Genomic DNA, 26,313 nt, shown 5'->3' on the forward strand with positions numbered 1-26,313 from the left:
CCCCCTATCATTGAACCGGTCTGGAGCCTACAAAACTATCATGGAAAACATCCGGTTTTTGAAAAAGGAAAATGCCCCATTTGAGATACCCTTTCTCGCCGTTCTTAATCCAGTGACCCAATCCTGTTTTCATTCTCTCAATGTATTCCGGTGTGCACTGCCGGACGATTTCTGTTTCCCGTCCGGTAATTTCCTCTAAAACACGTCTATAATGAATGGGGAGTTGGGAAGACAAATCTTCGAATTTTAGCTCAATCCAACCAAGTTGAGCGGCTATTTTGCGATAAACACCGGGCGAGCCAAGCGATTCGAGGTGAATTCGCGCCAGCACTGGGGCGAGAGCTTCCTTAGGGCATTCGTCACTTTGCATGGGGTCTGTAAAGATGAAGACCCCGCCTGGTTTGAGGACACGATGAACTTCCTCCAGCACTTTTTTGCGGTCGTCGCTGTGAAGGATGGCATCCTGTGACCAGACAACCTCAAAGCTATTCGGGGAAAACGGGATATTTTCAAAACTGCCGTCAACAACTTCGATGAGTGAATCCAATCCGGCTTCTTCGGTTTGTTGGCGGTTTTTTTGATTCTGGACATCGCTGAGGTTGAGGCAAGTGACCTCACATTGGAACTGCATGGCAAGATACCGTGCGGAGCCGCCGTAACCTGCACCGATATCGAGTACCCGGGTAGAGGCGTTCAGCCGCGGAAGGAAGGCACACATGGTTTCGACTGTGCGCCTGCTGGCCGCGAATATAGACTCGGAAGGATACCGATAGATCCCTATGTGGATGTCTTCACCTCCCCATACGGAGTAATAAAAACGGTCTGCGCTTTGATCGTTATAATAATCCCTGGTGGTTGTTTCGGGCCGGGAATAAGTCATAAGGCAATTTTCTCTGGTTCATTTTCGTAACGTTTCTCAGCGAGATGAATAAAGAAATCGGGATCTGCCTGATGGTAAGTTTCCTCGAAATCACCGACGGTGCGAATTGTCTGGAAACCAACTTCGAACATGAGTCTGCGTGTATAATCTTTTCGGAGGGGAAACATATTCAGGTGAAAATTGGAACCGTCGGTGAATTCATAGCGAAACCGTGCCAGGCCTTCATCAACATATTCGGGTTCAGCTCTGACGTTTTCTCCGCAGTAATAGTAAGTGTGTTTGGATTTGAAGCCTTCGTCAAGAATAATGTCATAATTCCGCTGGTCGAGAACAAGAATGCCATCATGGCGAAGGACGGCGTAAAATTCCGCGAGGGCTTTGCGCCGGTCATGTTCATTGAATAGATGGGTAAAGGAATTTCCCAGGCAAATCACGGCGTCAAATTTGCCGTGAACATCCCGATTAAGCCAGCGCCAGTCCGCCTGCACCGTGCGGAGAATAAAGCCGTGTTCACGCCCGGTAGCAAAGGCTTTGGCAAGCATTTCAGGGCTTCCATCAGCACTGACCACTTCAAAACCGGCTTTGAGGAGCCGGATAGAATGAAAGCCGGTACCGGTCGCAACGTCGAGGATTTTACGGGCGCCGCGGCGGCGGAGTTCTTCGATAAAAAATTCTCCTTCACTGGAGGCACGGGCATCCCAGTCGATCAACTCGTCCCATTTCTCCACAAAACTGTGAACGTATTCAGCCTTGTAATTATCGGTTCGCCGGATAGATTGAGGATTTTTGCCGAAATCCTGGTGGTTCTTTTTTGTACTTGTATTCGTATTCATTTTCATAATTTATAGATATTCCTCCTCTGGAGATTTTTAATACGATAAAAAGATAAATAGGTACGTTTCGTCGATCGGTATTTTTATGCTAACCAGCATGTAAATTTTTGTCAACCATAAAAAACGCTGTTAAAACAGCCCTTTCGAGGTATTTCAGATTGCCGGTTGCCTGTATCAAGCCTGATAACGAGGACATAGCATTTTATAAATCAGTAGTTTTTTTATTTTTTGATAAAGTATTTAACGGTGAAATCCGAAACAAAATAACATGATGATTTTTTGAAACATTTTATTTTTTTGAAAAAAACAGAATACTCTTTTACAAGTTCCGCTGACAGGGTCAAATGTTCAATATTCAATTCTCAAATTATTGCTCATGTGAATAATTTTAATTACCTATGCACTTGACTGAACTGACCTTAATTATGTAGTATGCAAACAAAGTATTTTCATATGAATCAACATAGTCTTTGCAAACTGAGTATATTAAACCTGACGGGGTTCGAAACGGGTGCATTCACGATTTTTTGTATATCTTCACACATTTTGTTTTTTTACAAAGAATTGTAATACTTTAGTCCTATGAAAAAAACCGCTCGTTCCCAAGCCGAAGCTTGGGAACGAGCATTTTTGTTTTTCCAAAAATCTAAACTGTTACAAAAAATCAGGAATGCTCCCTTCGAAATTCGAAACCGTGTCAGGATTGCTTCTTTCATTTTCAGGTAAAAATTTGTATGCAATACGGTAAGATGCACAAACAATTAATTTAAAATAACGGGGGGGTTTTATTCAAATGGACAAAATTGAAGAGAAGATTCTGGAACAGGCGCTAAAGCATACTGCACACGTTGAAGTTATTTATGAAGAAGGGGAAACACGTTCGGTAAGCTTCGAAAATAATAAACTAAAATACATTAATACTAAATCCGTCCGGGGTGTAGGCCTTCGGGTAATAAAGGATGGAAGGATTGGGTTTTCCTGCACCACCGATTTCAGAAAGCCTGAAAAACTTGTAGCAAATGCGTTGGAGAGCGCTGAATTCGGACAAATTGCCATGTTTGATTTTCCCCCGCAAAATAATTATCCGCAGGTGACAGTTTTTGACAGGGATGTTATTGACTTTCCCATTGAAAAATGTGTGCGCATAGGCAAAGAGGCTATTGAAAGGGCTTTGGCAGTAGATTCAAGCTATGAGTGCAGTGCAGGAATAGGGAAAGGACACGGAAAACAGCGTCTTCTCAATTCAAAAGGCCTGGACATTACCATTGAATCCACCTCGTTGGGCATTGGCATAGAAATCTTACATATTAAGGGACAAAGCCTGCTTTCAATCGGCGAAGGGGAGAGTTCAAAGAGACTTGCAACAGATCTCAATAAACACGTTGATAAAGCGCTCAACGATTTAAAACTAGCAAAGAAGGAAGTGAAATTAAAAACAGGTGACTACCCTGTTGTTGTTACGGCAAAAGCCATGGACATCTTTCTTTCCACATTTGAAGCAGGATGTAATGGGAAATTATTGCAAAAAGGCGCTTCGCCCCTCACCAACAGGCTGGGAGAGAAGATAATAGACGCGAGAGTAAGTATTTATGATGACGCAACTATCGATTTTGCTGATATGAGCTATCCTGTGGACTCCGAAGGGGTGCCTGCGCGTCGCACGCCATTATTTGAAAAGGGTGTGCTGATAAACTATATTTTCGATCTGCAGACCGCAGGCATTATGAAAACGCAATCAACCGGAAATGGCAACCGGGGGTTTTCTTCCCAACCGTCTCCTGGATACTCCAACATCATCGTTGAAACGGGTGATATGCCGTTTGACTCAATGGTGAAAGATATTAAATGTGGCATTCTGGTTGACCAGGTGCTTGGCGGAGGACAAAGCAATGTGCTGGCAGGTGAATTTTCCGTAAACATAGATCTCGGATACCTTATCGAAAACGGAGAAATTATTGGCAGGGTAAAGGATTGCATGATTGCAGGGAACGTATTTGATTTATTTAACAATATCGTTGCGATTGGTGATAGGGCGGAATGGCATGGGTCTACAAAAGTACCACCATTTTATTTTAAGTCAGTAAATGTGGCGGGAAATGCGGATTAAACTCCTGCGACATAATCGATTGGCTCAATAGTACATTATCAGTAATTTTTTGTAACTATTCAGCGTAATTTATTAAACTACCGGAGATCAGAGCGCAACTCGTTCCCAAACGGGTGCATTCCCGATTTTTTGTGACTTCCGCCATGTTTTAATAAAACGTACAGTAGTGTTAACCCTGACAGGGTTTCAAACCCTGTCAGGGTTGTTTTGCCCCAACTCCATGAACACTTACAAAAAATTGGGAATGCAATTGCACTGGAAACTTTGTTTCCAGAGAGGATCAGACTTGACAAATTACAAACTGTCTTAACTCTGTGATTTTATTCCCTATCTATCAGCAAACAGGCGAGAAACCGGAGTTTCTCGAACAAATGCATTCCCAAACTGGAGTTTGGGAACGAGCCGTGTATCGTTTACGCTGAATAGTTACAATTTTTTTGCATTTTTTGGCAAAATAATTAATGGTAAAATCCGAAGCACGAAATCCGAAATCCGAAACAAATTCTAATGACAAAATGATTTGAAATTCTAAACAAGTGCATCTTTCGTATCTCGCGTTTCATGTTTCATATTTCATGTTTCATATTGTTGCCTGCCTGTGCGTGATCGCACGCAGAGGGATGTTTTGGATTTGTTTTGGATTTTATGCTTTGTTATTCGAATTTGTTTCGTATTTCGTATTTTTTATTTCCTGCTTGTTTGGTTCCGGCTATGCCAGCTTATGCTTAACTTGTTAGCGTCTTTTGCGGCAATGCCTCTTTCCGGAAAACACCGTAGTTCTCCCCTTTAAAAATTTATTGCTTAATCTGAATTTCTATTGTATGTTAACCTGTTTCTACTTTTGATTGAATAGTAAATTAAGTAATTATCATTCTTCACTACACGACCTTATGATACTTGCCGTTATCTTTATAATTGTCTCCGTCATAACGGGTTTTCTGGTTACCTACTTTCTGGCAGCAAAATATTCCCTTTTTGAAAGGGGCGCATATGGAATTGCCATAGGGTTAGGTTTGCAAACATGGCTCGTCTATCTATTCTCTTTAATCTGGAAGCTGCAATTTATATGTATCTATTTTTCCATAGCACTATCATTGTTATTTTGCATCTTATTTTTCATAATAAACCGTAGCGATATAAAACTAAAAATACTCTATGAAGCAACGGACATTAAAAAAGATTTTCTACTGAATAAAACGTCATATTTTGCACATATTGCCGTTTTTGCCTTTTTTACCGTGATCTTCTGCCGTCTGTTTTACCGCACCATTATATGGAAAGAAACCGGCATATATGTAGGTTTATCTAATAATTACGGCGACCTGCCTTTACACCTTGCGTACATTACCTCCTTTGCGTGGGGGGATAACGTTCCGCCTCTCGATCCGGTTTTTGCAGGCAAAAAACTAACCTACCCCATTTTGTCTGATTTCTTATCGGCTATTTTCCTAAAATCAGGCCTAAATTTCAGAAATATACTATTCATACCAGGTTTTCTATTAACCGTTTCCTTTTACGGCATTCTTTACTATTTTACATATCGCATAACGAAAAAAAGACTCGCCGCAACCCTTTCCACTTTTATTTTCTTTTTATCCGGCGGATTTGGTTTCTACTATTTCTTTCAGGACCTTGCGAACACCTCTGGTAGCCTATGGGAATTTCTCTCTAATTTGCCGCAAAATTATACAAAAATCCCCCCATTAAATTATCACTGGATTACCCCGTTGACCTGTCTCAATGTGCCGCAGCGGTCTTTCCTTTTCGGATTTCCATTTACTATGCTCATTTTTTTATTCCTCTACACCGGCATACAAAAGAAGCACTGGAAGGAGTTCTTATTTGCAGGTGTCGTTGCCGGGGCATTGCCGTTTTTCCACACCCATAGTTTTCTTGCCATGTTGATGGTAACAATACCATTAGGAATAATTTACTGGGACTGGCGAAAATGGTTTTTATTCTTTTTTCCGGCTTTTATACTCTCACTTCCGCAGGTATGGTATTTTTCCAGTCATGTCGACAGTGAACGTTTCTTTAAATTTCAATTCGGATGGATGGCGGGGGATGAAAATTTCCTGTGGTTCTGGATCAAAAACACGAGCCTATTCTGGTTTTTTGTAATCGGCGGGGGCGTCCTCTTCTTTTTAAAACAAAACACTACTGCTTTAAGCCGTTTAAAATATTTTCCGCTCACATTTCTGATACTTTTTTTAATACCAAACATCCTCCTATTTGCCCCGTGGGCATGGGACAATATAAAAATGTTTATTTACTGGTACCTTGGCGTTACCCCTTTGGCGGCGCTCGCATTGACGTATCTCTATGAAAACAAACGTTTGAAGATCCTTTCAAGAACCGTTTTTTTCCTTTCCGCGTTTTCCCTCATCGCCGCCGGTTTTATCGATGTTTTTAAATTTGCCATAGCCCCTATAAATGGCTGGAAGGAATTCAGCACGGAAGAGATAGAACTTGCCAAACAGATTGTCAATGAAACTCCTGCCGACGCAATTTTTCTCAACGCAACGGTGCATAACCACCCGGTATTTTTAACTGGACGAAAGTCCCTTATGGGGTTTCCGGGCCATGTTTGGAGTCATGGACACAGCGGTGGCAGGGAACGGGAAGTCGATATTAATGCAATGTTGAGGGGAAAACCCAATGCCATTTCACTTATTAACAAATACAAAACCGATTATGCGATTATTGGTCATCATGAAAAAAGAAAATATGCAAACAAGGATTTTTTCAAAAAGAATTATACCTGTATTATCAGTACACGAAGCTATCAGGTGTTTGATCTTAACAAGAAAATCACCCCTGATCTTACTTCTGATATAGCAGCCAAAAAAAACGGTTTGTCGGTGCGATATTATGACAACGAAGATTGGAGAGGCGCCCCTGTTTTTGAAGAAATTACTGCTGATATCAATTTCAACTGGGCAAATGATGATGATAAATTTGTGCCAAGCCCCTTTAGCATTGTATACGAAGGATACATTATCATTAAAAATACCGGTCAATATACCTTTACATTGGCATCGGACGACGGTTCATGGCTTTATATAAATGAAAATCTCCTTATTGACAATGGTGGCGTCCATAGGGTGCAATCAAAATCCGAAACTATTACACTGAAAAAAGGCGTCCACAAAATGGTCATAAAATATTTTGATAAAGGAGGCGGGGCGGTTTTAAAACTTACATGGAAACCTCTCTCCAGGGGGAGGGAATCCGTTATCCCCGCACGGGCTTTACTTCCCCAAAAGCCTTTGAACACCCTAAAAAACCGGCAAAATGGGCTGTCAGTTAAATACTATGATACTATAGAGTGGCACGGCGAACCCATTTACGAAGATATTGACACTGAAATTGAATTTGATTGGCCGAATAATAGTGTAAAGGTTTTTAACAGCCCATTTGGTATTATCTGGGAAGGGTTTATTGATATCGATACTGCTGATACTTATACATTCGTGTTATTGTCAGATGACGGCTCATGGCTTTACATTAACGATGCATTGATAATTGACAACGGCGGTTCCCATATGGTACGGGAAAAATCCGGCTCTGTTTTTCTCGAAAAAGGCAAACACAAAATTAAGATTAAGTATTTCGATGAAAAAGGCGGAGCGGTGTTCAGACTGTTGTGGAAGAATTCTGACGGCAGTGTGGTAAAAATACCTGTAGAAAGATTTTCAGTTCATGAAAATGAATCATCCGAAGCGAACGAAATGTAACAATTGTTTATAAATTAGCTAATGGCTCATGGCTCATGGCTCATGGCTTATGGCTCATGGTTCATGGCTCATGGTTCATGGCTCATGGCTCATGGCTTATGGCTCATGGCTTATGGCTCATGGTTCATGGCTCATGGTTCATGGCTCATGGCTCATGGCTTATGGCTCATGGTTCATGGCTCATGGCTCATGGCTCATGGCTCATAGCTCATGGCAGCAATCAGCTATCAGCAATCAGCTATCAGCTATCAGCTATCAGCAATCAGCTATCAGCTATAATTTGGTAGATCGTTTCTTTAAATTACTATAAAACATCCATGAAAAAACAAACCATACCATTACTCATTGCTTTTTTTGTGCCTGTCGTTATCGCATCGCTCTTCCGTTTTTGGGATTTGGATATTCGTCCGCTACATTCCGACGAAGGAGTGAATAGTTTTTTCCTGCGGAATCTGTTTGAGAGGAATCAATATCGTTACGACCCCGCAAACTATCATGGCCCTTTCCTCTACTATATTGGGCTGATCCCTTTTTATGTATTAGGCCAAACAGATTTCTCGTTCCGGCTTATGCCGGTTTTATTTGGGATTATGGTTGTGGCCTCACTTTATCCTTTACGAAAAAGAATGGGGAACATTGGCCTGCTCACTGCCGGGTTACTCATTGCCATCTCTCCCTCTAATTCTTTTTTCTCGAGAGATACTATCCACGAAACATATTTTATATTTTTTACACTGACAACTGTCGTCTCATTCTTTCTCTATTCGGAAACAAGAAAATCCAGATATATCTATTTCGCCGCATCAAGCATCGCTTTTATCATTACCATAAAAGAAACCTACATAATCACATTTACCGTATTTATCATATCATTAGTCTGCGCATATGGTTATGAAGTATTGCTTTTTCACCGAGGTACGAGAATCAAATGTATAAAACATATTTTTAGTGTTTTTGCGAATACCTGCAGACAAAAATGGCGCGTAATCTGTATCTGCATCGGCCTGTTTCTGTTCATTAATTTTTTATTTTATTCATCGTTTTTCACTTACTACGACGGCGTAAAAGGCATTTTGACTACGTTAAAGATATGGACAAAAACCGGCACTCATTCGGCAGGCGGCCATGCAAAACCCTTCTTTTATTATTTTAAATTACTCTATAAATTTGAGCTTCCCATGCTGGTTATGGGAATTGCCGGGATGTACTATTCATTCAGATACAGAAACAGATTCGCCATTTTTACCTCCGTATGGGCGGTACTTATCTATGTCATTTACTCATGCATACCATACAAAACTCCCTGGTTGATCATAAATCTTACCCTTCCGATTGCAATCTTATCCGGCATTTTTATAAATGGATTATTTAAAATTATCACACGCAAATGGCATTACGCAATTTTCTTCGCGCTATACACCGGTGTTTTTTGTTTCTTCTGCTATCAATCTATCATGCTAAACTTTGTAAATTATGATGATGAGCGATACGAGCTTGTGTATGTTCAGACAAAAAGAGATGTTTATAATTTAATAGACCGGTTAGAAACGCTTTCAGGCATATGCGGGAAGGACATGGAGATAAACATCGTTTCAAAGGATTACTGGCCGCTACCCTGGTATCTCAGGGAGTACAAACACGCAAATTTCTGGGGAAAAGTGATAGATAATCCCAACGCACCCGTTATTTTAGCGGATAAAAAGGGAGAGAGTGATTTAAAGGGAAAACTAAAGGGAAATTACAAAAACGAACGGTTTGTTTTACGTCCGGGCGTATGGATCACCGCCTACATACAACAAGGATTGTATGATAGTGCCTTTGCTCATGAAACCGGGAGAGAAACATCTACGCGATTGCCTTTGAACGTCTCCGCAGAGGAGCTTGATCCGGGATTAAAGGCTCTGTACTACTATAACATTGAATGCATTGGAAAACCTTTTTCCTCGTCCATTGAAAAAGACTCTATTTCTTTCACGTATAATGATGAGACCAAAAAACCCTACCGGTCTCCTTTTGGAATAGCATGGGAAGGCTATCTGCATATTCAAAAAAGCGGGGTTTATCAATTTGCCACAAGGTCAGACGACGGGTCTTTTGTCTACCTTGATGAAAACCTTGTGGTAGATAATGGAGAGCCGCATGCAGTGCGGTATATTTCGGGAACGACGTTCCTCGAAGAAGGGTATCATGCTATCAGGATTCAATATTTTGATATTGGAGGCGGGGCCATTATGGCGTTATTATGGAAACCGCCTGGCGGGCAAGAAACGTTGATTCCAGGCGATATATTCTTTCACAAAAAACCGGATTAGCGTAACACTTTGTATTTTTAAAAAATTTCAATAATCGCAAGGTAGGGACGAAGCATTTGCCGTAAATTGTCATAAAGGCGTTCACGCCCAAACGGGCAAATGCTTCGCCTCTACCTTTTCAAAAATACAAAGTGTTGCAGACTAGCCGTAATAGCCTTTCAAATCATTTATTTTTATCACTATAATATCCTTAAGCATTTGCAATGAATGCCTTACAGGACTTACCTTGCTTAGCGTGGAATTCCGCCATTTGATCGGTATTTCTTTCATCTTAAAATGAAATTTGTTGGAAAGATAGAGCGCCTCAACATCAAATGCAAACCCGGTTATTCTGCACTTTTCAAAGACCTTTCTCACTGCGTCTCTTTTAAACCCCTTAAATCCGCATTGCGTATCTACCACCCCCCCCATTAATAGCCACCGGATAATACAATTAAAGATTTTGCCCATCTTTTCCCTGTACCATGGCTGATGTATTATTATATCCGCTCCAAAAATGCTTCTCGACCCGATAATCACATCATAGCCTTCTGTTTTAAGATAGGGCAAACATTTATCAATCTCTTCTATTGGCGTAGAGAGATCGGCATCGGTAAAAAAAACATACTCGCCATTTGCCGCCAGCATACCCCTTTTTACAGAATAACCTTTACCCTTGTTTTTCTTATTTTTCAAAAGGATTATGCCACTCTTGTTTGCATGTGAAAATTCGTTTATCTTTTTTATGGTATTATCAACAGAACCATCATCCACCACAATAAGTTCAGAATGATACTCCTGTTTAGAAAGGAAGGCACAAACACTTTCCAGGGTAGGTAAGATTCTATCCTCTTCATTATAAGCGGGGATTATTATCGACAGGAAGCATTCTTTCATTATAACCATTCACAGAGAGGGTTAAGAGACTTGGAATTTTTTATTATACCGTAGCACTTGGCAGTCGGCAGATTGCAGATTACAGATTGTGGACCGGGAAGTACAGTATTCCACATTAATAAAGGGAGCAAGGGAGTTGTTTACCGCAACTTATTGAGAAGGTACCTTAGAACTTCATATCATTTACACTAAGAATTGCGGTAAGCATAGAGATAACAATAACACCAATGACTGCCCCCATGAGCAATATAAGCACAGGCTCCACCATCGTCACGAGACGTTTCATCCGGCCTTCTACATCCGCATCAAAATTGTCCGCAACCTTAAGAAGCATCCGGTCCAGTTTCCCTGTTTCTTCACCTACCTTGAGCAAATGGATTGCAATTTCCGGCAGAAAACCTCTCTCCGCAAGTGAAACGGTAATACCTGCGCCTTCTTTTACATTTGTCTTAACACCGACGAGTATCTCAGAAAGATGCTTATTTGACAAAACATCTTTGACAATATCTAAAGACTTCAGCAACGGAACACCGTTTTCTAACAATGTACCCATCGTTCTCGCGAACCTGGATATCTGCATTTTCCATAACAGATTTCCCATGAGAGGCAATTTCAATTTTTTCTGATCTATTTTGGCAGCAGTAGTATTATCCTTCATCGCCCTTTTATATATGAAAAATAACGCCATAATCACCGCAATAAAAATCCAGCCATATTTTATACCATATTGGCTCATTCCCATAAGTACCATTGTTGAGAATGGCAGTGAAATGCCCATCCCTTCGAAGATTTGAGAAAATTTAGGGATAACATAAACAATGAGAGCCCCAATCGACAAGAGACCTGTACTGCTTAACAACAAAGGGTAAATCATTGCCGAGATAATTTCACCTTTTGTTTTCTGCAATTTTTCCTGAAAATCACCCAATCTTTTCAAAACCTGCGGCAAGACGCCCCCTTCTTCTCCCGCACGCACCATGCTGATGTAAATACTGGAAAATAATTTTTCATGATTTTTGAGCGCCTCTGTGAATGACTTTCCCGACTTAATCCCATTCAACAAATCTTCAATAACACTCTTCATTGCATTTTTTCCCTGTCCCGACAACAAAATAGACAGGCTTTTATCAATTGGAATGCCGCCTTCAAGCAGCGTTGCCAATTCCTGCGTAAACGGTAAAACAGCCTTTTTACTTACCCGTTTAAAAAATAATTCAAATTTTTTTCCCTTGTTTATCTGATGTATATTTAAAATAATATGCCCTGACTTACGGAGGTCGCTTATTAAGCTTGTTTTGTTTTCGGCCTCTTTTTCGCCTTCTACTATATTGCTGGAGCTGGTTAATAATTTATATCTGAATGTACTCATCACTATTTATTTTCATAACAATTTAGTTTTTTTAAAAAGTAGGGGCGAAACATTTGCCAGTTTAGGTATGAACGCATTTATGACAATTTATAACAAATGCTTCGCCCCTACACTATGCAGCAAGCATCTCTATTATTGGAATTTTTCAAAAAACTAAATTTTTATTTATTTTCTAATGTTTGCCCTCATGACAACAACATGCTCCTGTCCATACCAATCGAGCTTAATCCTGTCTTTCTCAATATTCTTTACCTTGTAGTCAACAATCGACTCCCCTTCTTCTATAAAAATATAAGCACTTTTATTTTTTTCACGATCAGGATTGAGTATCAGTGCCTTTTTCACATCACCGAGTATTAAAATACCAAACAGCTTAATCGGTTTTGGGTTGCCTTTTGGTTTTTGTTCTTCAACTTTCGGTATGGGTTCTTCTTTTTTAGGCAAGGGATCTCTCTTTGCGGTTGCGGTTTTGATTTTTTTTTCTGAGGGCCTCCAATCACTGCGGTCCTGAGAAAATGGATTATTCGACAATAGCGTTTCATAATCATCAATCGTTTTTTTATCCTTGTCGAGAAACGTCAGTTGTTTTTTATTGTCGGGAGCCTTTTCAATAAAATCACTCCTTTTTATCGTATCCTCAGGAGGTTTATATACCAAAAGCACACTTATGCCAACCATGCCTAAAAAGCTGACAAGCAATATGAGGTTTATTACCGGTAAATAATTCTTCCAGCGCCTCAGCTTTTCAGTAAGGATTTTGGCAATTATTTGTAAATAGTGCGTATTTATTTTCAAGGTTTTTAATGTGTCTTAAGATTTTTTAAATACTTACGAAACATCTTTATTCTAACAGCGCATTCAGGCTTTTCAAGGCATTCTCGTTTTTGCCTCTTTTGATAATTCAGTTTCGCTTTGTTTGTGATGAACTTTTGGTTTGAAACGAAAATAAAACAATACCATATGCATAATACACAATTTTGCATTTTACCGCACCATACCCTTCAACAAAAAGGGGGAAAAAATGTTGGCAACGGCTATAAATGGTATTATTAAAACACAGGACAGGAACTCTGGCGCACTACAGCCGTTGCCATTATTACGTTTATAGACATAGCGGCACCGTCAAGTTGAGAAAATAGACATCTTAAACAACTGGTTCAATGAGACGCGACATTAGTTTTTTCCCTTATTCTTGACATCCATGTTTCAATAATGAGACGGGAATATTTCTCGTTTAGATTACTGTATTGATGTTAGTTTCAATTCCTTATAGGTGCAATGAGACGTCACTTAAGTCTTTTTCACGCAGGCGACTTGTAGCTGTTTCAATTCCTTATAGGTGCAATGAGACAAGCGTCGATGAACAATTTAGAATTGCCCGTGATAGGTTTCAATTCCTTATAGGTGCAATGAGACAGCTAACGCCTCATAATCCCTGTTGTATATCTTTAGTTTCAATTCCTTATAGGTGCAATGAGACTGGGTAATCTTAAGAAAAAACTTCCCGACCAAATACTGTTTCAATTCCTTATAGGTGCAATGAGACTGTACAGAAGCAAGGCTTTTCATTAATTCCACTACTGTTTCAATTCCTTATAGGTGCAATGAGACGCCTTTAAAACCAATATTATTGCACTTCTTGCACCCGTTTCAATTCCTTATAGGTGCAATGAGACTGGTAATGGTGCAAGGCGTGATATCGGCATTGTAACGTTTCAATTCCTTATAGGTGCAATGAGACGCATGTCAAATGCCTTGTCTATTGCACGCTCAACAGTTTCAATTCCTTATAGGTGCAATGAGACCCACCGTGGTGGGTGGGTCACGCCCCATAAGCGCTAACTTGTTTTATTGACAAATTTTATTCATCATGGTATTTTTATGTTAATTATCCCGCTAATCACTCTATAGGAGGATAAAGCCATGATGAGAGAAGATTGGGATCTTCTAAGAACTTTCTTCCCAAACGATTGGAAAAGTTTAGCCGTTGATACAAATGCTTTAAAAGGCTTGCGCAAGGATAAATCTGAAGAAAAGCTTCTTCGAACATTATTAATTCATTTAGGATGTGGCTATTCATTGCGTGAAACAGTAGTTCGAGCCAAGCGTGCTAACTTAGCAGATTTATCCGATGTTGCCTTATTAAAGCGATTAAAAAAGAGCAAAGAATGGCTATATAAATTATGTTTATCTTTATTCCGTGAGCGTGGCCTCCAAATTAATAAACGGAATAATTTTCATCTTCGCTTATTTGATGCAACAACAGTAAAGGAACCTGGGAAAACAGGAAGTCTTTGGCGCATTCATTATAGTATTGAGGTTCCTTCATTATCTTGCGATTTCTTTAAACTTACGGGAACTGAAGGAGAAGGCACAGGAGAATCTTTTCGGCAGTTTCCGATGAAAAAAGATGATTATATTATAGCTGACAGAGGTTACTGTACTGGCCAAGGAATTCATCATGCAACAAGGAAAGGCGCTTATCTTAGCGTTAGAGTTAATTCGCAATCTCTACGGATATTCGGCGAAGAAAAGAAACCCTTTCCTTTATTGAAAGAAATCCAATATTTAAAAAGACCCCTTGCTATAAAATCATGGAACGTTTTTATTCCAAACGTTGATAATACTGAATATGTCAAAGGGCGTCTTTGTATAATACGCAAAACAGAAGAAGCCATTAAAATAGCTCATAAAAAACTTAAAAGACATGCAAGCAAAAAGGGCATTGAACTAAAACCGGAGACCCTTATTTATGCCAAGTACGTAATAGTATTCACAACGTTTCCTGAAAATCAATTTACCGCTTTTGATATCTTAGAATGGTATCGAGTTCGATGGCAAATTGAACTGGTCTTTAAAAGATTTAAACAAATAGCACAATTTGGACACTTACCTAAATACGATGATGATAGCTCAAAAGCTTGGCTTTATGGCAAACTATTCGTTGCTCTTTTGACAGAAAAACTAATAGATTTTGCTACGTCTTTTTCCCCCTGGGGATACTTCATTGTCAAGCAAGAAGACTAAAAGCAAATGGCGTGAATTTGCTTTTATGCTTAATCAAGTAAAACGGGCTATAGAACCAGCGTTATCATTACAGGAAGTTCTTAAGTGCTGGAATGACATTGCTTGTTCTTTAGCAGAAAATACAAGAATCCGAAAAACACAGATATCAAAATACTTCGAGCGCACCTAAAACAAGTTAGCGCTTATGGGGTCACGCCCTGTCATTGCGGTTTCAATTCCTTATAGGTGCAATGAGACAATTACCGTCGTATCTTTCCCCGTTTTCCGGGATAGGTGCAATGAGACGTTCCTTCCCTCTCCAATTGTAGAACACAATACCGAGTTTCAATTCCTTATAGGTGCAATGAGACTCATCAATATTTTCATCTAATGTAGTGGATGCGAAGTTTCAATTCCTTATAGGTGCAATGAGACTTTATCGACGAGGCAGTGCTGTACTGCCTCTCTGACGGTTTCAATTCCTTATAGGTGCAATGAGACTTTTCGTTTTTCGGCCTGATAAGCTCAGTGATAATGTTTCAATTCCTTATAGGTGCAATGAGACTCTGCCTACATAGTTTTGTTGTAGGATTATAGATAGTTTCAATTCCTTATAGGTGCAATGAGACGCTGAAGGTGGTAGATGAGGGGTCATATCTTATTGGTTTCAATTCCTTATAGGTGCAATGAGACTCGGTTTCCTCGGCTCCGTACATGCCTCCGAAATCCTGGTTTCAATTCCTTATAGGTGCAATGAGACCCGCCACGCCTGCGGCAAGTAAAATCCTTATTGCTGAGTTTCAATTCCTTATAGGTGCAATGAGACAAATAATTATACTCAGAACTAAAAATCAAATTATCGTTTCAATTCCTTATAGGTGCAATGAGACCGCAGGCGAGTCGTGCCTGGCGCGGCATGACAACGCTGTTTCAATTCCTTATAGGTGCAATGAGACTTGATTCGCATATAGACGATACAAGCGACCCTCGTTTCAATTCCTTATAGGTGCAATGAGACTTGCGGGTGAGATAGTACATTGCGGCTGATGCGGCGTTTCAATTCCTTATAGGTGCAATGAGACAATAGAATCCAGTATCGACATGGCCATGTTTTCAAGTTTCAATTCCTTATAGGTGCAATGAGACATTATTATTGTTTGTGGTTAGTCGTTGGTTGATCGTGTTTCAATTCCTTATAGGTGCAATGAGACGTGTTTGGGAATTTCTTTTCACGCCCTTCCGAGATTGTTTCAATTCCTTATAGGTGCAATGAGACTTGATTCGCATATAGACGATACAAGCGACCCTCGTTTCAATTCCTTATAGGTGCAATGAGACCCTACTAGCGTGAGTTTATCACAAAATAAGGCATGAAGCAACGTAACATAAATACAGTCAATGCGTTAAGCACAACATCAATTGTATACACTGAGTCCTTGAAGTTTCAGCCGATGTTTGTGGAAATCCATAATGCCTAACGCATTCATCAACAGAGATTCCTTGTCGGACATTTCTTCCAATTTGTAGGTAGCCTTAACTCTCCCTCTGGCCTTTGTTTCTTCAAGCATAGCAGAAAGCCTTATATTATTAAGGGTGTCTAACAGGGTATCTAACGTTCCACTAAATTGTGCGTGCGCTTTTGCCTGATACCACACAATCGCCGCCATTAGGTATCCGAGGACGCAAATAAAAAAATGCACCCTGATTTTCTGATCCGTCCAGTGAAATTGCGGTTTTAAAGCAAGGTGATAGGGGTTCTTGAGATTTCTAAAGGCATGTTCAATTTTTGATTGCCCATAGTAGGCTTTTATAATGTCCGCGGTATCCCAATCGTGATGGTCTGTCATAAGAATCCTGAACCCCAGTTCCCCTTCTATTTCTTCGAGCTTTTTCTGGTCGATTGAAAAATTCAATTGAAACTTGCCTTCAGATACCTCTTTTAACGACCAATCGATAACATCCTTCGCAAATTGACATTTCACTACACTTCTTATCGTATCCTCCAGACCCTCTTTGTCCCGCATCTTTCCCTTTGGATTACACAGATGCTGCTGTAAGAGCTTTAACTGATGTTCTGCCTTTTCCAGAGACTGAGACATTCCCCTTAATTGCCCAACCTTTAATTTCTCGGAAATAAATACGACAACGGTTCTTTCCTGCCCCCAAATAACCCGTTTGTCATGGTACACCTGTATCTTACTGCCGTCAACGTCATATTCCCTGAAATTACACATGGCATCCCCTACCAACTGCTTGTGATGATACGGTGTAAGCGCTCCAACGTAATGCAATGCCAATCTCTCTACAATAGCCATATTGTCCATGGAATTGTTTCCACGATCAAAAACAATAGTGTGCTTTTTGCTGTCGAAACCTAATCCGGTCATCCTGTCTTTTATCGTCTCAAGAACCGCGCTGAACACCTTTGCATCCGCCATGTTCCCCTGATAGGTATGGTGAAACAACGGTATCATGTCGTTACGTGTAACGACCATCGCCAACCCGACCTGCCTGAGATCGTATCGCTTTTGTTTGTTTTTCCCCCGCCGGGCAATAGTGCATCGCAGATTAGTTGTGTCGATATACGTGAAAAAATTGGTTGTATCAAAAAACAGTGTGTCGCTTTGAAGGTTGTATGTTTTAAATGTCTTTTCAATTAATTCGCGCTCGATTTCTGCAATGGATTCTTCAGGAAGTGCATCCATCAAATCCCAGAAATGCTGACTGTCTATTTTACTCAAGCTGTGTCTGAGTAAGTATTCGGCAGTAGTCGTCTTTGCCCAATCCCACCATCCTCTTTTGCTGGTAGGCACACACACTCTCCCCACGGCACCCAACAAGAGGGTACTTCCGGCGGTCAGATTATTTCGAACAGGTTTTTTAGCACAATACTGCCGTGGCGACTTTATATATTTATTAATCACGGAAGGGACGTCCAGGGCATTGGCCACACTTAGCAATGCGGCTACCGCGCCATGTGAATAAGATTTGAGCCGTAATTTTTCGGTAAGACCTTGCAGTTGTTTTAATAAATCGTCTGCCTTGCCAAGATAGGCCAGGACGATGGGCCTGGGCTTGCCGTTAACGCGCCGCGATTCGACAATATACCAATATTTATAACCTCTGGAGTTTTTAGATTGAATGGTAGCCATGGCTATTAGTTGTTAGTGTATACGTAATAGATTAATACTCCGTGTATAATAGTATATACAGGCATATAATGCAATATAAATATAGTATTATTCAGTGTATACATAATTTTTTAGACAAAAAAAGTCGCAACCCGATACAAATCATTGGATTGCAACTTGATGTCTTTGTCTTACACCTTATTTCGTGATAAACTCACGCTAGAGCACTTAAGACCTATTGTACCTCACAAGTTTCAATTCCTTATAGGTGCAATGAGACGTAGGAAAAAACTTGAAATAGTCCGAGACCACCACAGGTTTCAATTCCTTATAGGTGCAATGAGACAATCCTTTTTGGAATACCTGTTGTTCCCGCAATCAAGTTTCAATTCCTTATAGGTGCAATGAGACCTGTTGTTCGCCTTCGTTATCACCCTGAACACTTTCGTTTCAATTCCTTATAGGTGCAATGAGACGATATCACAGAGTGTGAAATGGAGGGGGTCTTTATAGTTTCAATTCCTTATAGGTGCAATGAGACCCTATACTTCTCAATAATTGGGAGAATTGTTTCTACGTTTCAATTCCTTATAGGTGCAATGAGACCAGCAGAAATGATCATGCTTGAGAAAATGTGCCACAGTTTCAATTCCTTATAGGTGCAATGAGACAAGGGTGCTATATAAATACGAGTGTATCTCTTTTAGTTTCAATTCCTTATAGGTGCAATGAGACATTCTCCCGTTCCAAGCGACGACCCAAAAATTCTCCGTTTCAATTCCTTATAGGTGCAATGAGACGGGGCAACTCTCAATGCAGATGGTACGGTAACGGGGTTTCAATTCCTTATAGGTGCAATGAGACTGTATGTACTCCAAAAATGTCTTTATTTTTCTGTCAGTTTCAATTCCTTATAGGTGCAATGAGACTACGACGCAGTGTATATATCTGCGCTTGCCCAATACGTTTCAATTCCTTATAGGTGCAATGAGACAAGTGCAAGCCACGTATTCGTAAGATGGAATGTAAGCGTTTCAATTCCTTATAGGTGCAATGAGACGCCTCTCTAACATCAGAGGTTAGATCCCTACGTCCGTTTCAATTCCTTATAGGTGCAATGAGACCAAATTCGGTGTCCTTACTGTATTTCTTCTACCACGTTTCAATTCCTTATAGGTGCAATGAGACTTGTAAGTTTTCGCACGTAATTCCTGCCTTTTTTCAGGTTTCAATTCCTTATAGGTGCAATGAGACAGGGGATTCTCAGGCTACCAGTTCTAACATATCACGTTTCAATTCCTTATAGGTGCAATGAGACTTGATTTTATTTAGCCATGTATAATCTCCCCACGGCGCTGTCAAAGTTTTCCATAAGCACATAATATACAAAGATATGTAAAAAAACGTGGACATTCCCCCTAAAATATTTTATATTATAGGGCATGAACCAGCATACAACACCAATCGATAACACACACAACGAACTACTTCATTCAATTACCGTTCGTCCTGTTTCACAAAACGACCAGGCAAATTGGGACACACTGATGCGCCAGCATCATTACCTTGGATTTCGTTCTCTCGTAGGAGAATCAATTCGCTACGTAGCGGAATCACAGGGACAATGGCTTGCCTTGATCGGCTGGGCTGCCGCAGCATTAAAATGTACCGTTCGCGATAAGTGGATTGGATGGCCGCCATTTTTAAAATCACAACGCCTGAAACTCATAGCAAACAACTCACGTTTCCTGATCCTTCCTCAGATACACGTACCAAACCTTGCCTCCCGTATTCTTTCTCTTAACCTTAAACGCTTATCACAAGACTGGACTAAGGTCTATGGGCATCCAATCTGGCTTGTGGAGACCTTTGTCGACCCTCGTTTTTTTAAAGGCGTCTGCTATAAGGCCGCAGGATGGATTTTTTTAGGACATTCAACCGGTTTTGCCAGATCATCACAAGGCTATCTTCTGCACAATAAGCCAAAGATGGTCTTTGTTCGCTCATTGAAAGCACAAGTCCAAAAACAACTTAACAACCTTAATCTTACCATACAATTAAGAAAGGAGACAAAGCCTATGAAATTATCTTTAAAAGATGCGGAATTTCTTGACGAATTATTGCAGCAAATCCCTGAACATCGCATGCCCAGAGGCGTTCGCCACAGGAAACGTTCTATCCTGGCAATTTCTATCTGTGCTATCATCTGCAATGCCTGGAGCTTTGCCGCCATTGCAGAGTGGGCAAAGCGTTGTCCGCAAAATATGCTCAAACGTCTCTCCTGCCGTTATAATACAAAAACGAAACGATACGAACCACCGAGTGAACCTACCATCAGGCGTTTCTTACAGCAGGTGGATGCAGAAGCAGTTGATAAAGTCCTCTCGCGTTGGTTTCAATCTGTCGGTGATAAAAGCCTGCCCATTGCGGTTGACGGGAAAACCCTTTGCGGTGCAAGACAGCCTGACGGCAAACAGGTACATTTGCTTGCCGCTTTTCTTCATAAACAGGGTATAGTTCTCGCACAAACTCAGGTAGACCGCAAAACAAACGAAATACCGATGGTTCCGGTATTGTTTGATGATTTAGACATAAAAGACCGTGTCGTTACTTTCGATGCCTTACATGCGCAAAAGGAAACCGCCCGTTATCTGGTAGAAGACAAAAAGGCAGAATATATATTCACGGTGAAAGATAATCAAAAAACCATAAAACAAGCCATCAAGGAACTGAATCTCAGTTCTTTTCCCCCCTCAGCACGAAACAATTGAAAAAGGCCATGGCCGCATTGAAATCCGCAGGATTTGGACCAGCACCGAATTAAACGAATATCTTGATTTCCCCTACGTTAAGCAGGTATTTTGCATTCATAGAATATTTACAAAAGTCAAGACCGGCAAAAAGACCGAGGAAATTGTTTACGGTATTACCAGCCTGACACAACAAAAAGCAAGTCCCAAAACCATTCTTAAGTTTTCCCGCGGACACTGGTCAATAGAAAATGGACTTCATTATGTGCGTGATACCTCCTTCCGTGAAGACCATTCTCAAATACGCACACAAAATGCCCCAAGGGCAATGGCTTCTTTGAAGAACCTTGTGGTTGGGCTGTTTCATTTTCTCAATGTACCAAATATTGCAAAGACGCTCAGAAATTTTGCGGCAAGACCTTTTCTTGCACTTCAAATGCTTCGCTTGTAATGTAGAGAACAAAAAAAAGCCTTTATTTTTTTACTATCTCTTTCATTACTACAGGGATACTCCCGCTCCATTTTGCTTGTTTTGCTCATTCTTGCCCGTTTACATGAGAACCCTATCGTTTTTAACTTTCTTCTCCACTTATTGACGGGAGCTTTTGGCACAAATTCTTGATCCGCGTCTTTCGTAGGGTGACTTTGACGTTGCCGTGATAATCTCCCGAATACCGTTTCAATTCCTTATAGGTGCAATGAGACTTGTTGCGCAGAATGTATCATCTGCTCTCGTCCTCAGTTTCAATTCCTTATAGGTGCAATGAGACTAAAATATGAAAAATAAAATATTGTATTTTTTATTGTTTCAATTCCTTATAGGTGCAATGAGACTCTATTGAGGCCTATCTCCGCTTTTCCATAAATTATGTTTCAATTCCTTATAGGTGCAATGAGACGGTTTCCATCGAGGGTGTCGGAATCGCCCCTGAGAAGTTTCAATTCCTTATAGGTGCAATGAGACATATGCCATTTGTTTTTGGCGGGCAGGCGCAAAAAAGTTTCAATTCCTTATAGGTGCAATGAGACAATAAGGCTGGATACCTCCGATAACCTCGGTATAAAGTTTCAATTCCTTATAGGTGCAATGAGACGTTGTACAAAAACTTAATTTAGATTTATTTAAACAAAGTTTCAATTCCTTATAGGTGCAATGAGACCAGTTTTGTGGGTACAAATAATACAGAGACTTATGACTTTTTTTCGTATGAAAAATGGCCATTTTGCTCGTCTACCTCTCATTATGTAAAAAACCCGGCAGGTCGACATGTAGTACTTAAACTGTCATCTCATGACGGGATAACCTTCATTTCAATGTATCTAAATAGACCTGCAGAGACGTACGAACAGGTATTTACCCTAAGGTCGACAGGTTTTTTTATAATATTTAGCCATCACGAAACACTTACTTATCCAAACAATGAAATACTTTTGTCGTATCATTGTATTCCAACAGTCAAAGCAAACCTAATAGTCATAATATATTATCAACCGGTCTTTTGTCAAATCCAACAATCTCTTTATCCAGCCATTTTTCATTTCTTGATTTGAATACAATGAGTGAGTCCTTATCCTCCTCGTTCATGATCTTCTTTGCCTTTATCTTCAATTCTTCCAGTCTGGCTTCGGTAATTTCTCCCTCAAACACAGAATTTTGTATATGATGGAGGTAACCCCTGCAAAGCTTTAGCATCTTCGTGCATCGTTTCTGGTCCACATCGTACACAACAACAACGTACATTGTTAATCTCTCCGTTCAAACAGATGAAACCGTTCAAGCCGGTTAAAGCCGTTTAAACCGCTTAAACCGTTTAAACCGTTTAAACCGCTTAAACCACTTAAACCGCTTAAACCACTTAAACCGCTTAAACCGCTTAAACCGCTTAAACCGCTTAAACCGTTCGAACGGTTATGAAAATTCACCACCAGATCTTAAATCCCTCATACCCTTGCTCACCAATCAGGTGTTTAACCAATTTATAACATTCCAGTCTTATAAGATACCGGTAAGAGACCTGCCTCTCAAGTTTCTTATGGCTGATAATTGTCTTCAGTTTCTCATCATATTCTTTAACAACGGTCTTTCTTCCCTTCTCATTAAGGTAACAGCAATTAACATCTGTCATAAAATCCTTCTCCGTAATCTGATGTCTGTTAAGTATGGTAAATATGGTTCTGTCGCTGAAAATAGGCTTAAAAACCTCCGCCATGTCGAGACTCAGGGAAAACCTCCGTTCACCCGGTTCATGGAGATAAGAGATCAGGGGATTTAACTGCGTATGGTATATTTCACCCAGACATGTCGTATAGACCATCGAGTTTAGATACGAGATCAAGGCATTAATCATATTGTCCGGAGGCTGCTTTACCCTGCGTTCAAATGCTATCTCCTGGTCAATAATGGTGGGCCACGCCTTGTAATACGTATTTCGGATGTTTCCTTCTATTCCCATCAACTCCTCCACGACCTCTGTTTTTTCGATCTGTGACCTGAAGCCTTCAATCGTACTGATATATTCATCCACTCCTTTTCCCCTGTTGCCATAATATCTCAGGTTCTTCAGGATATTGAAACTCGCTGCTTCGATAAACGCCCTTGCCAGGACAATTCTCTTCTGACGGCTCGTATAGTGGTTCACCTGCTTCACCAGGAGTTGCCCGGAGTTTAAGTATTCCCGCGGATAATAGCTGCCGGAATAATAACCATAGTAGTTGAATACATGCACCGGTATGCCTTTCTGCGCAAGATAATTAAAGAGTTTCGTATTGAAGTCAATCTCACCGAAAGCATAGAGGGCTTCTGTGTTCTCAATGGGTATTACGGCCTTAGAACCGTCTTCCTTTTCAAAGAAGATGGTATTTTCCTGTCGTTTCAAACGGCCGTTGTTAAAGATGTAATAGTTCTGTTTCATAGTTTTAAAAATAGTTTAAGCCGTTCAAACAGTTTCAACCGTTCAAGCAGAAAAACCATATCGGTTTAAACAGTTTGAACGGCTTAATCGGCGTAGATTGTTCTTTATTACACCCAGCACATATCCCCATAACTACAATTCTTGCACATCTTCATCCTTTGTATCGGCGGAGGTAATTCGGCTTCTACAAGCACTTTGATTTCGCTTACTATTGCATGAATCTTCTCATCATCTCCCGGTTCCAAAAACACGTCCAGGGTCTTTCTGAGCTTTGGATAATTAATTTTACCCGTAATGCCTTCTACGCCCTTCTGTTTCAGATACCAGAGGTAATACTTCAACTGCCAGATATGCGGCTCTTCCACCTTGTCCGACTTCTTTACCTCGTGAATGACCCTGTCTTTCCCGATGAAATCAATCTTGATAGTGCCGTCAATCTCGATCTCCTTATTCTCCCGTTCGTACGATGTCTCGTGGATCAGCTTACCGAGGTAGACCGCATCGCTGTTGTGCTCCATTTCAATATTTTTGGTAAAATACCAGAGCTTCTTCCTGCAGAGGAAGTAATAGTTAATCTGGGTGCCGGTGAAGCGGATAGATGTTTGTTCTGTAGTGTTCATTATTTATATCCATTCATTCTTTCAATTTTCTCAATATACTGGCAAACTCACTTTTGTTAAGCTTTCCCGTTGAAAGGTCCAGCATAGCATCGTAGAGTTTCCCCTGAGAATCTGAAATGCTGATTCCATTAAGTTCGGGAAAAACCAGCGCAGATACCAGAGCGGTTCGCTTATTACCGTCAACAAAAGGATGGTTTTTACTGATGTGAAATGCATAAGCCACTGCCATTTCACAAATATCGTTATGCAAGTACTCACCATGAAAAGATGCGTGGGGCATTGCAATAGCTGAAGATAAGAGGTTTATATCCCTTATCCCCGGCAATCCTCCATACAATCTCATCTGATTGCTATGTATATCAATGACTTCGGCAAGGGTCAGAAAAAGGATATCTTTCATCATTCAGCCAGCTTCTTAAGTGTTTTTTCGTGTTTTTTATTTATTTTCACTAAAGCCGCTCTAAACTTTTTATCTCTATCCTTGTCATGAACCGGAGAAATAATAAGATTTTTCCCGTCAGTGGTGATTTCAAGTGGTGTATTCATATCAACCTTGAGGATTTCCAGTATGGGTTTATCAATAATTAATGCTGCGCTGTTACCGTGTGGGACCAGATTTTTAAGCATATTACCTCCTGAAATGTAGCATTTTGTAAATTTTTAATGCCACTAAGACACCAGGCATCAAAGAAAATACTGATGACTTAGTGACTGTATAGCAACCTCGAATTTTCTTAACGTAAAATTATGTATATACATTGTACTACCATAATATACTTCGTTCAATATTTCTTCCTATTTCAGTGTCTCAAAATTATTTTTGACAGGATTCACGGGATAAGCAGGATATTTTAATCATGTTCATACTGTCCATCCCTGTTTTGTGAAATTCGTTTTTCTTAGTGTCCATTCGTGGCTAAACCCCTCGTCTTCAACTTTTGTATAGAGAAGATTCGTTGGTTCGTTGTCATTTAATCCTCCTCATCGGTGAGACGTACCAATTCATTTGTAATACCCCTCAAACAATTTTCTTATATTGTGTGAAATGTTTGCTGCTCTGGACAAAACTATAAGGAATAACTGTTTTTACCAATATTCGATGTTCACCAAGCTTAACTGTCCCTGAGCCATAAGTACTTATACGATCAAAACCATCTTTGGCCTTACACAATACTTCCCCAAAATCATCCAGGTATTGAACCCATTGAAACTTACCGGTCAACAATCGCTCCTCCGGCTGTGGAAGTGTGTATCCTTCGGGAAGATTACCTTTGCAAATCGAATCCTTAATATATTGCCAGAAAGAGCCTCTCTTTCCTATGCAATTAATGTGACTACCTACCCTTCTTATCAAAGATACTGCATCTCCTGAAAGACCATTAATCCCTATCGCCACTTTCAGTTCAGCATCGGTATAAAAGCAAAACTCACGATAAGCAATGGTGGGAACATAGAAGCCTTTCGGGGCATCCCTTTCTTCCTGACGAATTTTTATAAAGGTATTCTGCACGATACAACCTGCCGGTGGGCTAAATCTTATTTCGCAGCCTTTAATAAGATCAAATACCTGCCGTGCCTTGATTTCGGCATTATTTTCATCAAAGCCCCTAAAGCAAGCATCAATCAAGGTCATCTTAAAAGCATAGGGAGTTGGAATCAAAAGGGTCTTTCCGCCCTTGCTTGTAGCATGGGTCATTCGAAGGGAAAAAAGGCTCACCGGTAAATAGCTTAGAATGAGCCATTTCCCTATTCCCCGGTCAATTAATTTTTCCTCAACCAT

20 protein-coding genes and 4 CRISPR repeat arrays are annotated in these 26,313 nt (G+C 40.3%); of the genes, 7 read left to right on the forward strand and 13 right to left on the reverse strand.

The annotated features are described in order from the left end of the window. Positions 1–7: 7 nt before the first annotated feature. Both KSMBR1_RS02290 and KSMBR1_RS02295 read right to left on the reverse strand, forming a co-directional pair. Complete coding sequence (locus tag KSMBR1_RS02290) at positions 8–880, reverse strand: SAM-dependent methyltransferase (RefSeq protein ID WP_099323879.1); 873 nt, start codon at positions 878–880, stop codon at positions 8–10. Further along, positions 877–1,719 (reverse strand): glycine/sarcosine N-methyltransferase, encoded by an 843-nt coding sequence (locus KSMBR1_RS02295; protein ID WP_197705309.1) that lies wholly within the window; start codon positions 1,717–1,719, stop codon positions 877–879. The genes KSMBR1_RS02290 and KSMBR1_RS02295 overlap by 4 nt, the downstream gene beginning before the upstream one ends. Before the next feature lie 787 nt (positions 1,720–2,506). Here KSMBR1_RS02295 and KSMBR1_RS02300 point away from each other — a divergent pair. From KSMBR1_RS02300 to KSMBR1_RS02315, 4 genes are all read left to right on the forward strand, one after another. Continuing rightward, positions 2,507–3,820, forward strand: coding sequence for a TldD/PmbA family protein (locus KSMBR1_RS02300; RefSeq protein ID WP_099323880.1), 1,314 nt, complete (start codon positions 2,507–2,509; stop codon positions 3,818–3,820). An 890-nt stretch (positions 3,821–4,710) separates the two neighbouring features. Further along, the gene (locus KSMBR1_RS02305) at positions 4,711–7,557 is read left to right on the forward strand and encodes a PA14 domain-containing protein (protein WP_099323881.1); all 2,847 of its coding nucleotides are present in this window, start codon (positions 4,711–4,713) and stop codon (positions 7,555–7,557) included. A 28-nt stretch (positions 7,558–7,585) separates the two neighbouring features. Further along, positions 7,586–7,867, forward strand: coding sequence for a hypothetical protein (locus KSMBR1_RS22280; protein ID WP_230408032.1), 282 nt, complete (start codon positions 7,586–7,588; stop codon positions 7,865–7,867). A 7-nt stretch (positions 7,868–7,874) separates the two neighbouring features. After that, on the forward strand, positions 7,875–9,869 hold the full coding sequence (locus KSMBR1_RS02315; RefSeq protein WP_099323883.1) for a flippase activity-associated protein Agl23: 1,995 nt from the start codon (positions 7,875–7,877) through the stop codon (positions 9,867–9,869). 141 nt (positions 9,870–10,010) lie between these two features. On the opposite strand, the gene KSMBR1_RS02320 is transcribed toward KSMBR1_RS02315, so the two are convergent. The 3 genes from KSMBR1_RS02320 to KSMBR1_RS02330 all read right to left on the reverse strand — a co-directional run bounded on the left by KSMBR1_RS02320 (position 10,011) and on the right by KSMBR1_RS02330 (position 12,909). Then, positions 10,011–10,745 (reverse strand): dolichyl-phosphate beta-glucosyltransferase, encoded by a 735-nt coding sequence (locus tag KSMBR1_RS02320; protein ID WP_157820322.1) that lies wholly within the window; start codon positions 10,743–10,745, stop codon positions 10,011–10,013. Between the two features lie 166 nt (positions 10,746–10,911). After that, the gene (locus KSMBR1_RS02325) at positions 10,912–12,114 is read right to left on the reverse strand and encodes a type II secretion system F family protein (protein WP_099323885.1); all 1,203 of its coding nucleotides are present in this window, start codon (positions 12,112–12,114) and stop codon (positions 10,912–10,914) included. 165 nt (positions 12,115–12,279) lie between these two features. Beyond that, the gene (locus KSMBR1_RS02330; RefSeq protein WP_099323886.1) at positions 12,280–12,909 is read right to left on the reverse strand and encodes a hypothetical protein; all 630 of its coding nucleotides are present in this window, start codon (positions 12,907–12,909) and stop codon (positions 12,280–12,282) included. 461 nt (positions 12,910–13,370) lie between these two features. Next, positions 13,371–13,919: direct repeats of the CRISPR family, unit length 29 nt; unit sequence GTTTCAATTCCTTATAGGTGCAATGAGAC. Positions 13,920–14,037: 118 nt separating this feature from the next. On the opposite strand from KSMBR1_RS02330, the gene KSMBR1_RS02335 reads away from it, so the two are divergent. Further along, positions 14,038–15,141, forward strand: coding sequence for an IS4-like element ISCku3 family transposase (locus tag KSMBR1_RS02335; protein ID WP_099323887.1), 1,104 nt, complete (start codon positions 14,038–14,040; stop codon positions 15,139–15,141). Positions 15,142–15,462: 321 nt separating this feature from the next. Then, positions 15,463–16,458: direct repeats of the CRISPR family, unit length 29 nt; unit sequence GTTTCAATTCCTTATAGGTGCAATGAGAC. A 77-nt stretch (positions 16,459–16,535) separates the two neighbouring features. Here KSMBR1_RS02335 and KSMBR1_RS02340 read toward each other — a convergent pair. Beyond that, on the reverse strand, positions 16,536–18,272 hold the full coding sequence (locus KSMBR1_RS02340; protein ID WP_099323573.1) for an IS1634 family transposase: 1,737 nt from the start codon (positions 18,270–18,272) through the stop codon (positions 16,536–16,538). Positions 18,273–18,502: 230 nt separating this feature from the next. Further along, positions 18,503–19,569: direct repeats of the CRISPR family, unit length 29 nt; unit sequence GTTTCAATTCCTTATAGGTGCAATGAGAC. Positions 19,570–19,693: 124 nt separating this feature from the next. Between KSMBR1_RS02340 and KSMBR1_RS02345 the strand changes: the two genes are divergently transcribed. Next, positions 19,694–21,022 carry an ISAs1 family transposase gene (locus tag KSMBR1_RS02345; protein WP_099323888.1) on the forward strand — a complete coding sequence of 443 codons (1,329 nt, stop codon included), beginning with the start codon at positions 19,694–19,696 and terminating at the stop codon, positions 21,020–21,022. Positions 21,023–21,053: 31 nt separating this feature from the next. Further along, a complete protein-coding gene (locus KSMBR1_RS23015; RefSeq protein ID WP_420886552.1) occupies positions 21,054–21,452 on the forward strand; it encodes a transposase in 399 nt (132 codons plus the stop codon). 225 nt (positions 21,453–21,677) lie between these two features. Further along, positions 21,678–22,161: direct repeats of the CRISPR family, unit length 29 nt; unit sequence GTTTCAATTCCTTATAGGTGCAATGAGAC. 314 nt (positions 22,162–22,475) lie between these two features. Here the strand turns inward: KSMBR1_RS23015 and cas2 are convergent. The 7 genes from cas2 to KSMBR1_RS02385 all read right to left on the reverse strand — a co-directional run bounded on the left by cas2 (position 22,476) and on the right by KSMBR1_RS02385 (position 26,313). Further along, entirely contained in the window at positions 22,476–22,742 is a 267-nt protein-coding gene (gene cas2, locus KSMBR1_RS02355) for a CRISPR-associated endonuclease Cas2 (RefSeq protein WP_099323890.1), read from the reverse strand. Positions 22,743–22,744: 2 nt separating this feature from the next. Continuing rightward, the gene (locus tag KSMBR1_RS20625; RefSeq protein WP_157820323.1) at positions 22,745–22,927 is read right to left on the reverse strand and encodes a hypothetical protein; all 183 of its coding nucleotides are present in this window, start codon (positions 22,925–22,927) and stop codon (positions 22,745–22,747) included. Further along, entirely contained in the window at positions 22,921–23,913 is a 993-nt protein-coding gene (cas1b, locus tag KSMBR1_RS02365) for a type I-B CRISPR-associated endonuclease Cas1b (protein ID WP_099323891.1), read from the reverse strand. Before cas1b ends, KSMBR1_RS20625 begins: the two co-directional genes overlap by 7 nt. A 107-nt stretch (positions 23,914–24,020) precedes the next feature. Continuing rightward, the gene (gene cas4 / locus KSMBR1_RS02370; RefSeq protein ID WP_169702847.1) at positions 24,021–24,533 is read right to left on the reverse strand and encodes a CRISPR-associated protein Cas4; all 513 of its coding nucleotides are present in this window, start codon (positions 24,531–24,533) and stop codon (positions 24,021–24,023) included. 13 nt (positions 24,534–24,546) lie between these two features. Then, positions 24,547–24,936, reverse strand: coding sequence for a type II toxin-antitoxin system death-on-curing family toxin (locus KSMBR1_RS02375; protein ID WP_197705310.1), 390 nt, complete (start codon positions 24,934–24,936; stop codon positions 24,547–24,549). Then, a complete protein-coding gene (locus KSMBR1_RS02380) occupies positions 24,933–25,160 on the reverse strand; it encodes an AbrB/MazE/SpoVT family DNA-binding domain-containing protein (protein WP_099323892.1) in 228 nt (75 codons plus the stop codon). The genes KSMBR1_RS02375 and KSMBR1_RS02380 overlap by 4 nt, the downstream gene beginning before the upstream one ends. Before the next feature lie 391 nt (positions 25,161–25,551). Continuing rightward, positions 25,552–26,313, reverse strand: coding sequence for a hypothetical protein (locus KSMBR1_RS02385; RefSeq protein WP_157820324.1), 762 nt, complete (start codon positions 26,311–26,313; stop codon positions 25,552–25,554).

This window comes from Candidatus Kuenenia stuttgartiensis, assembly GCF_900232105.1.
Taxonomy (GTDB): Bacteria; Planctomycetota; Brocadiia; order Brocadiales; family Brocadiaceae; genus Kuenenia; species Kuenenia stuttgartiensis_A.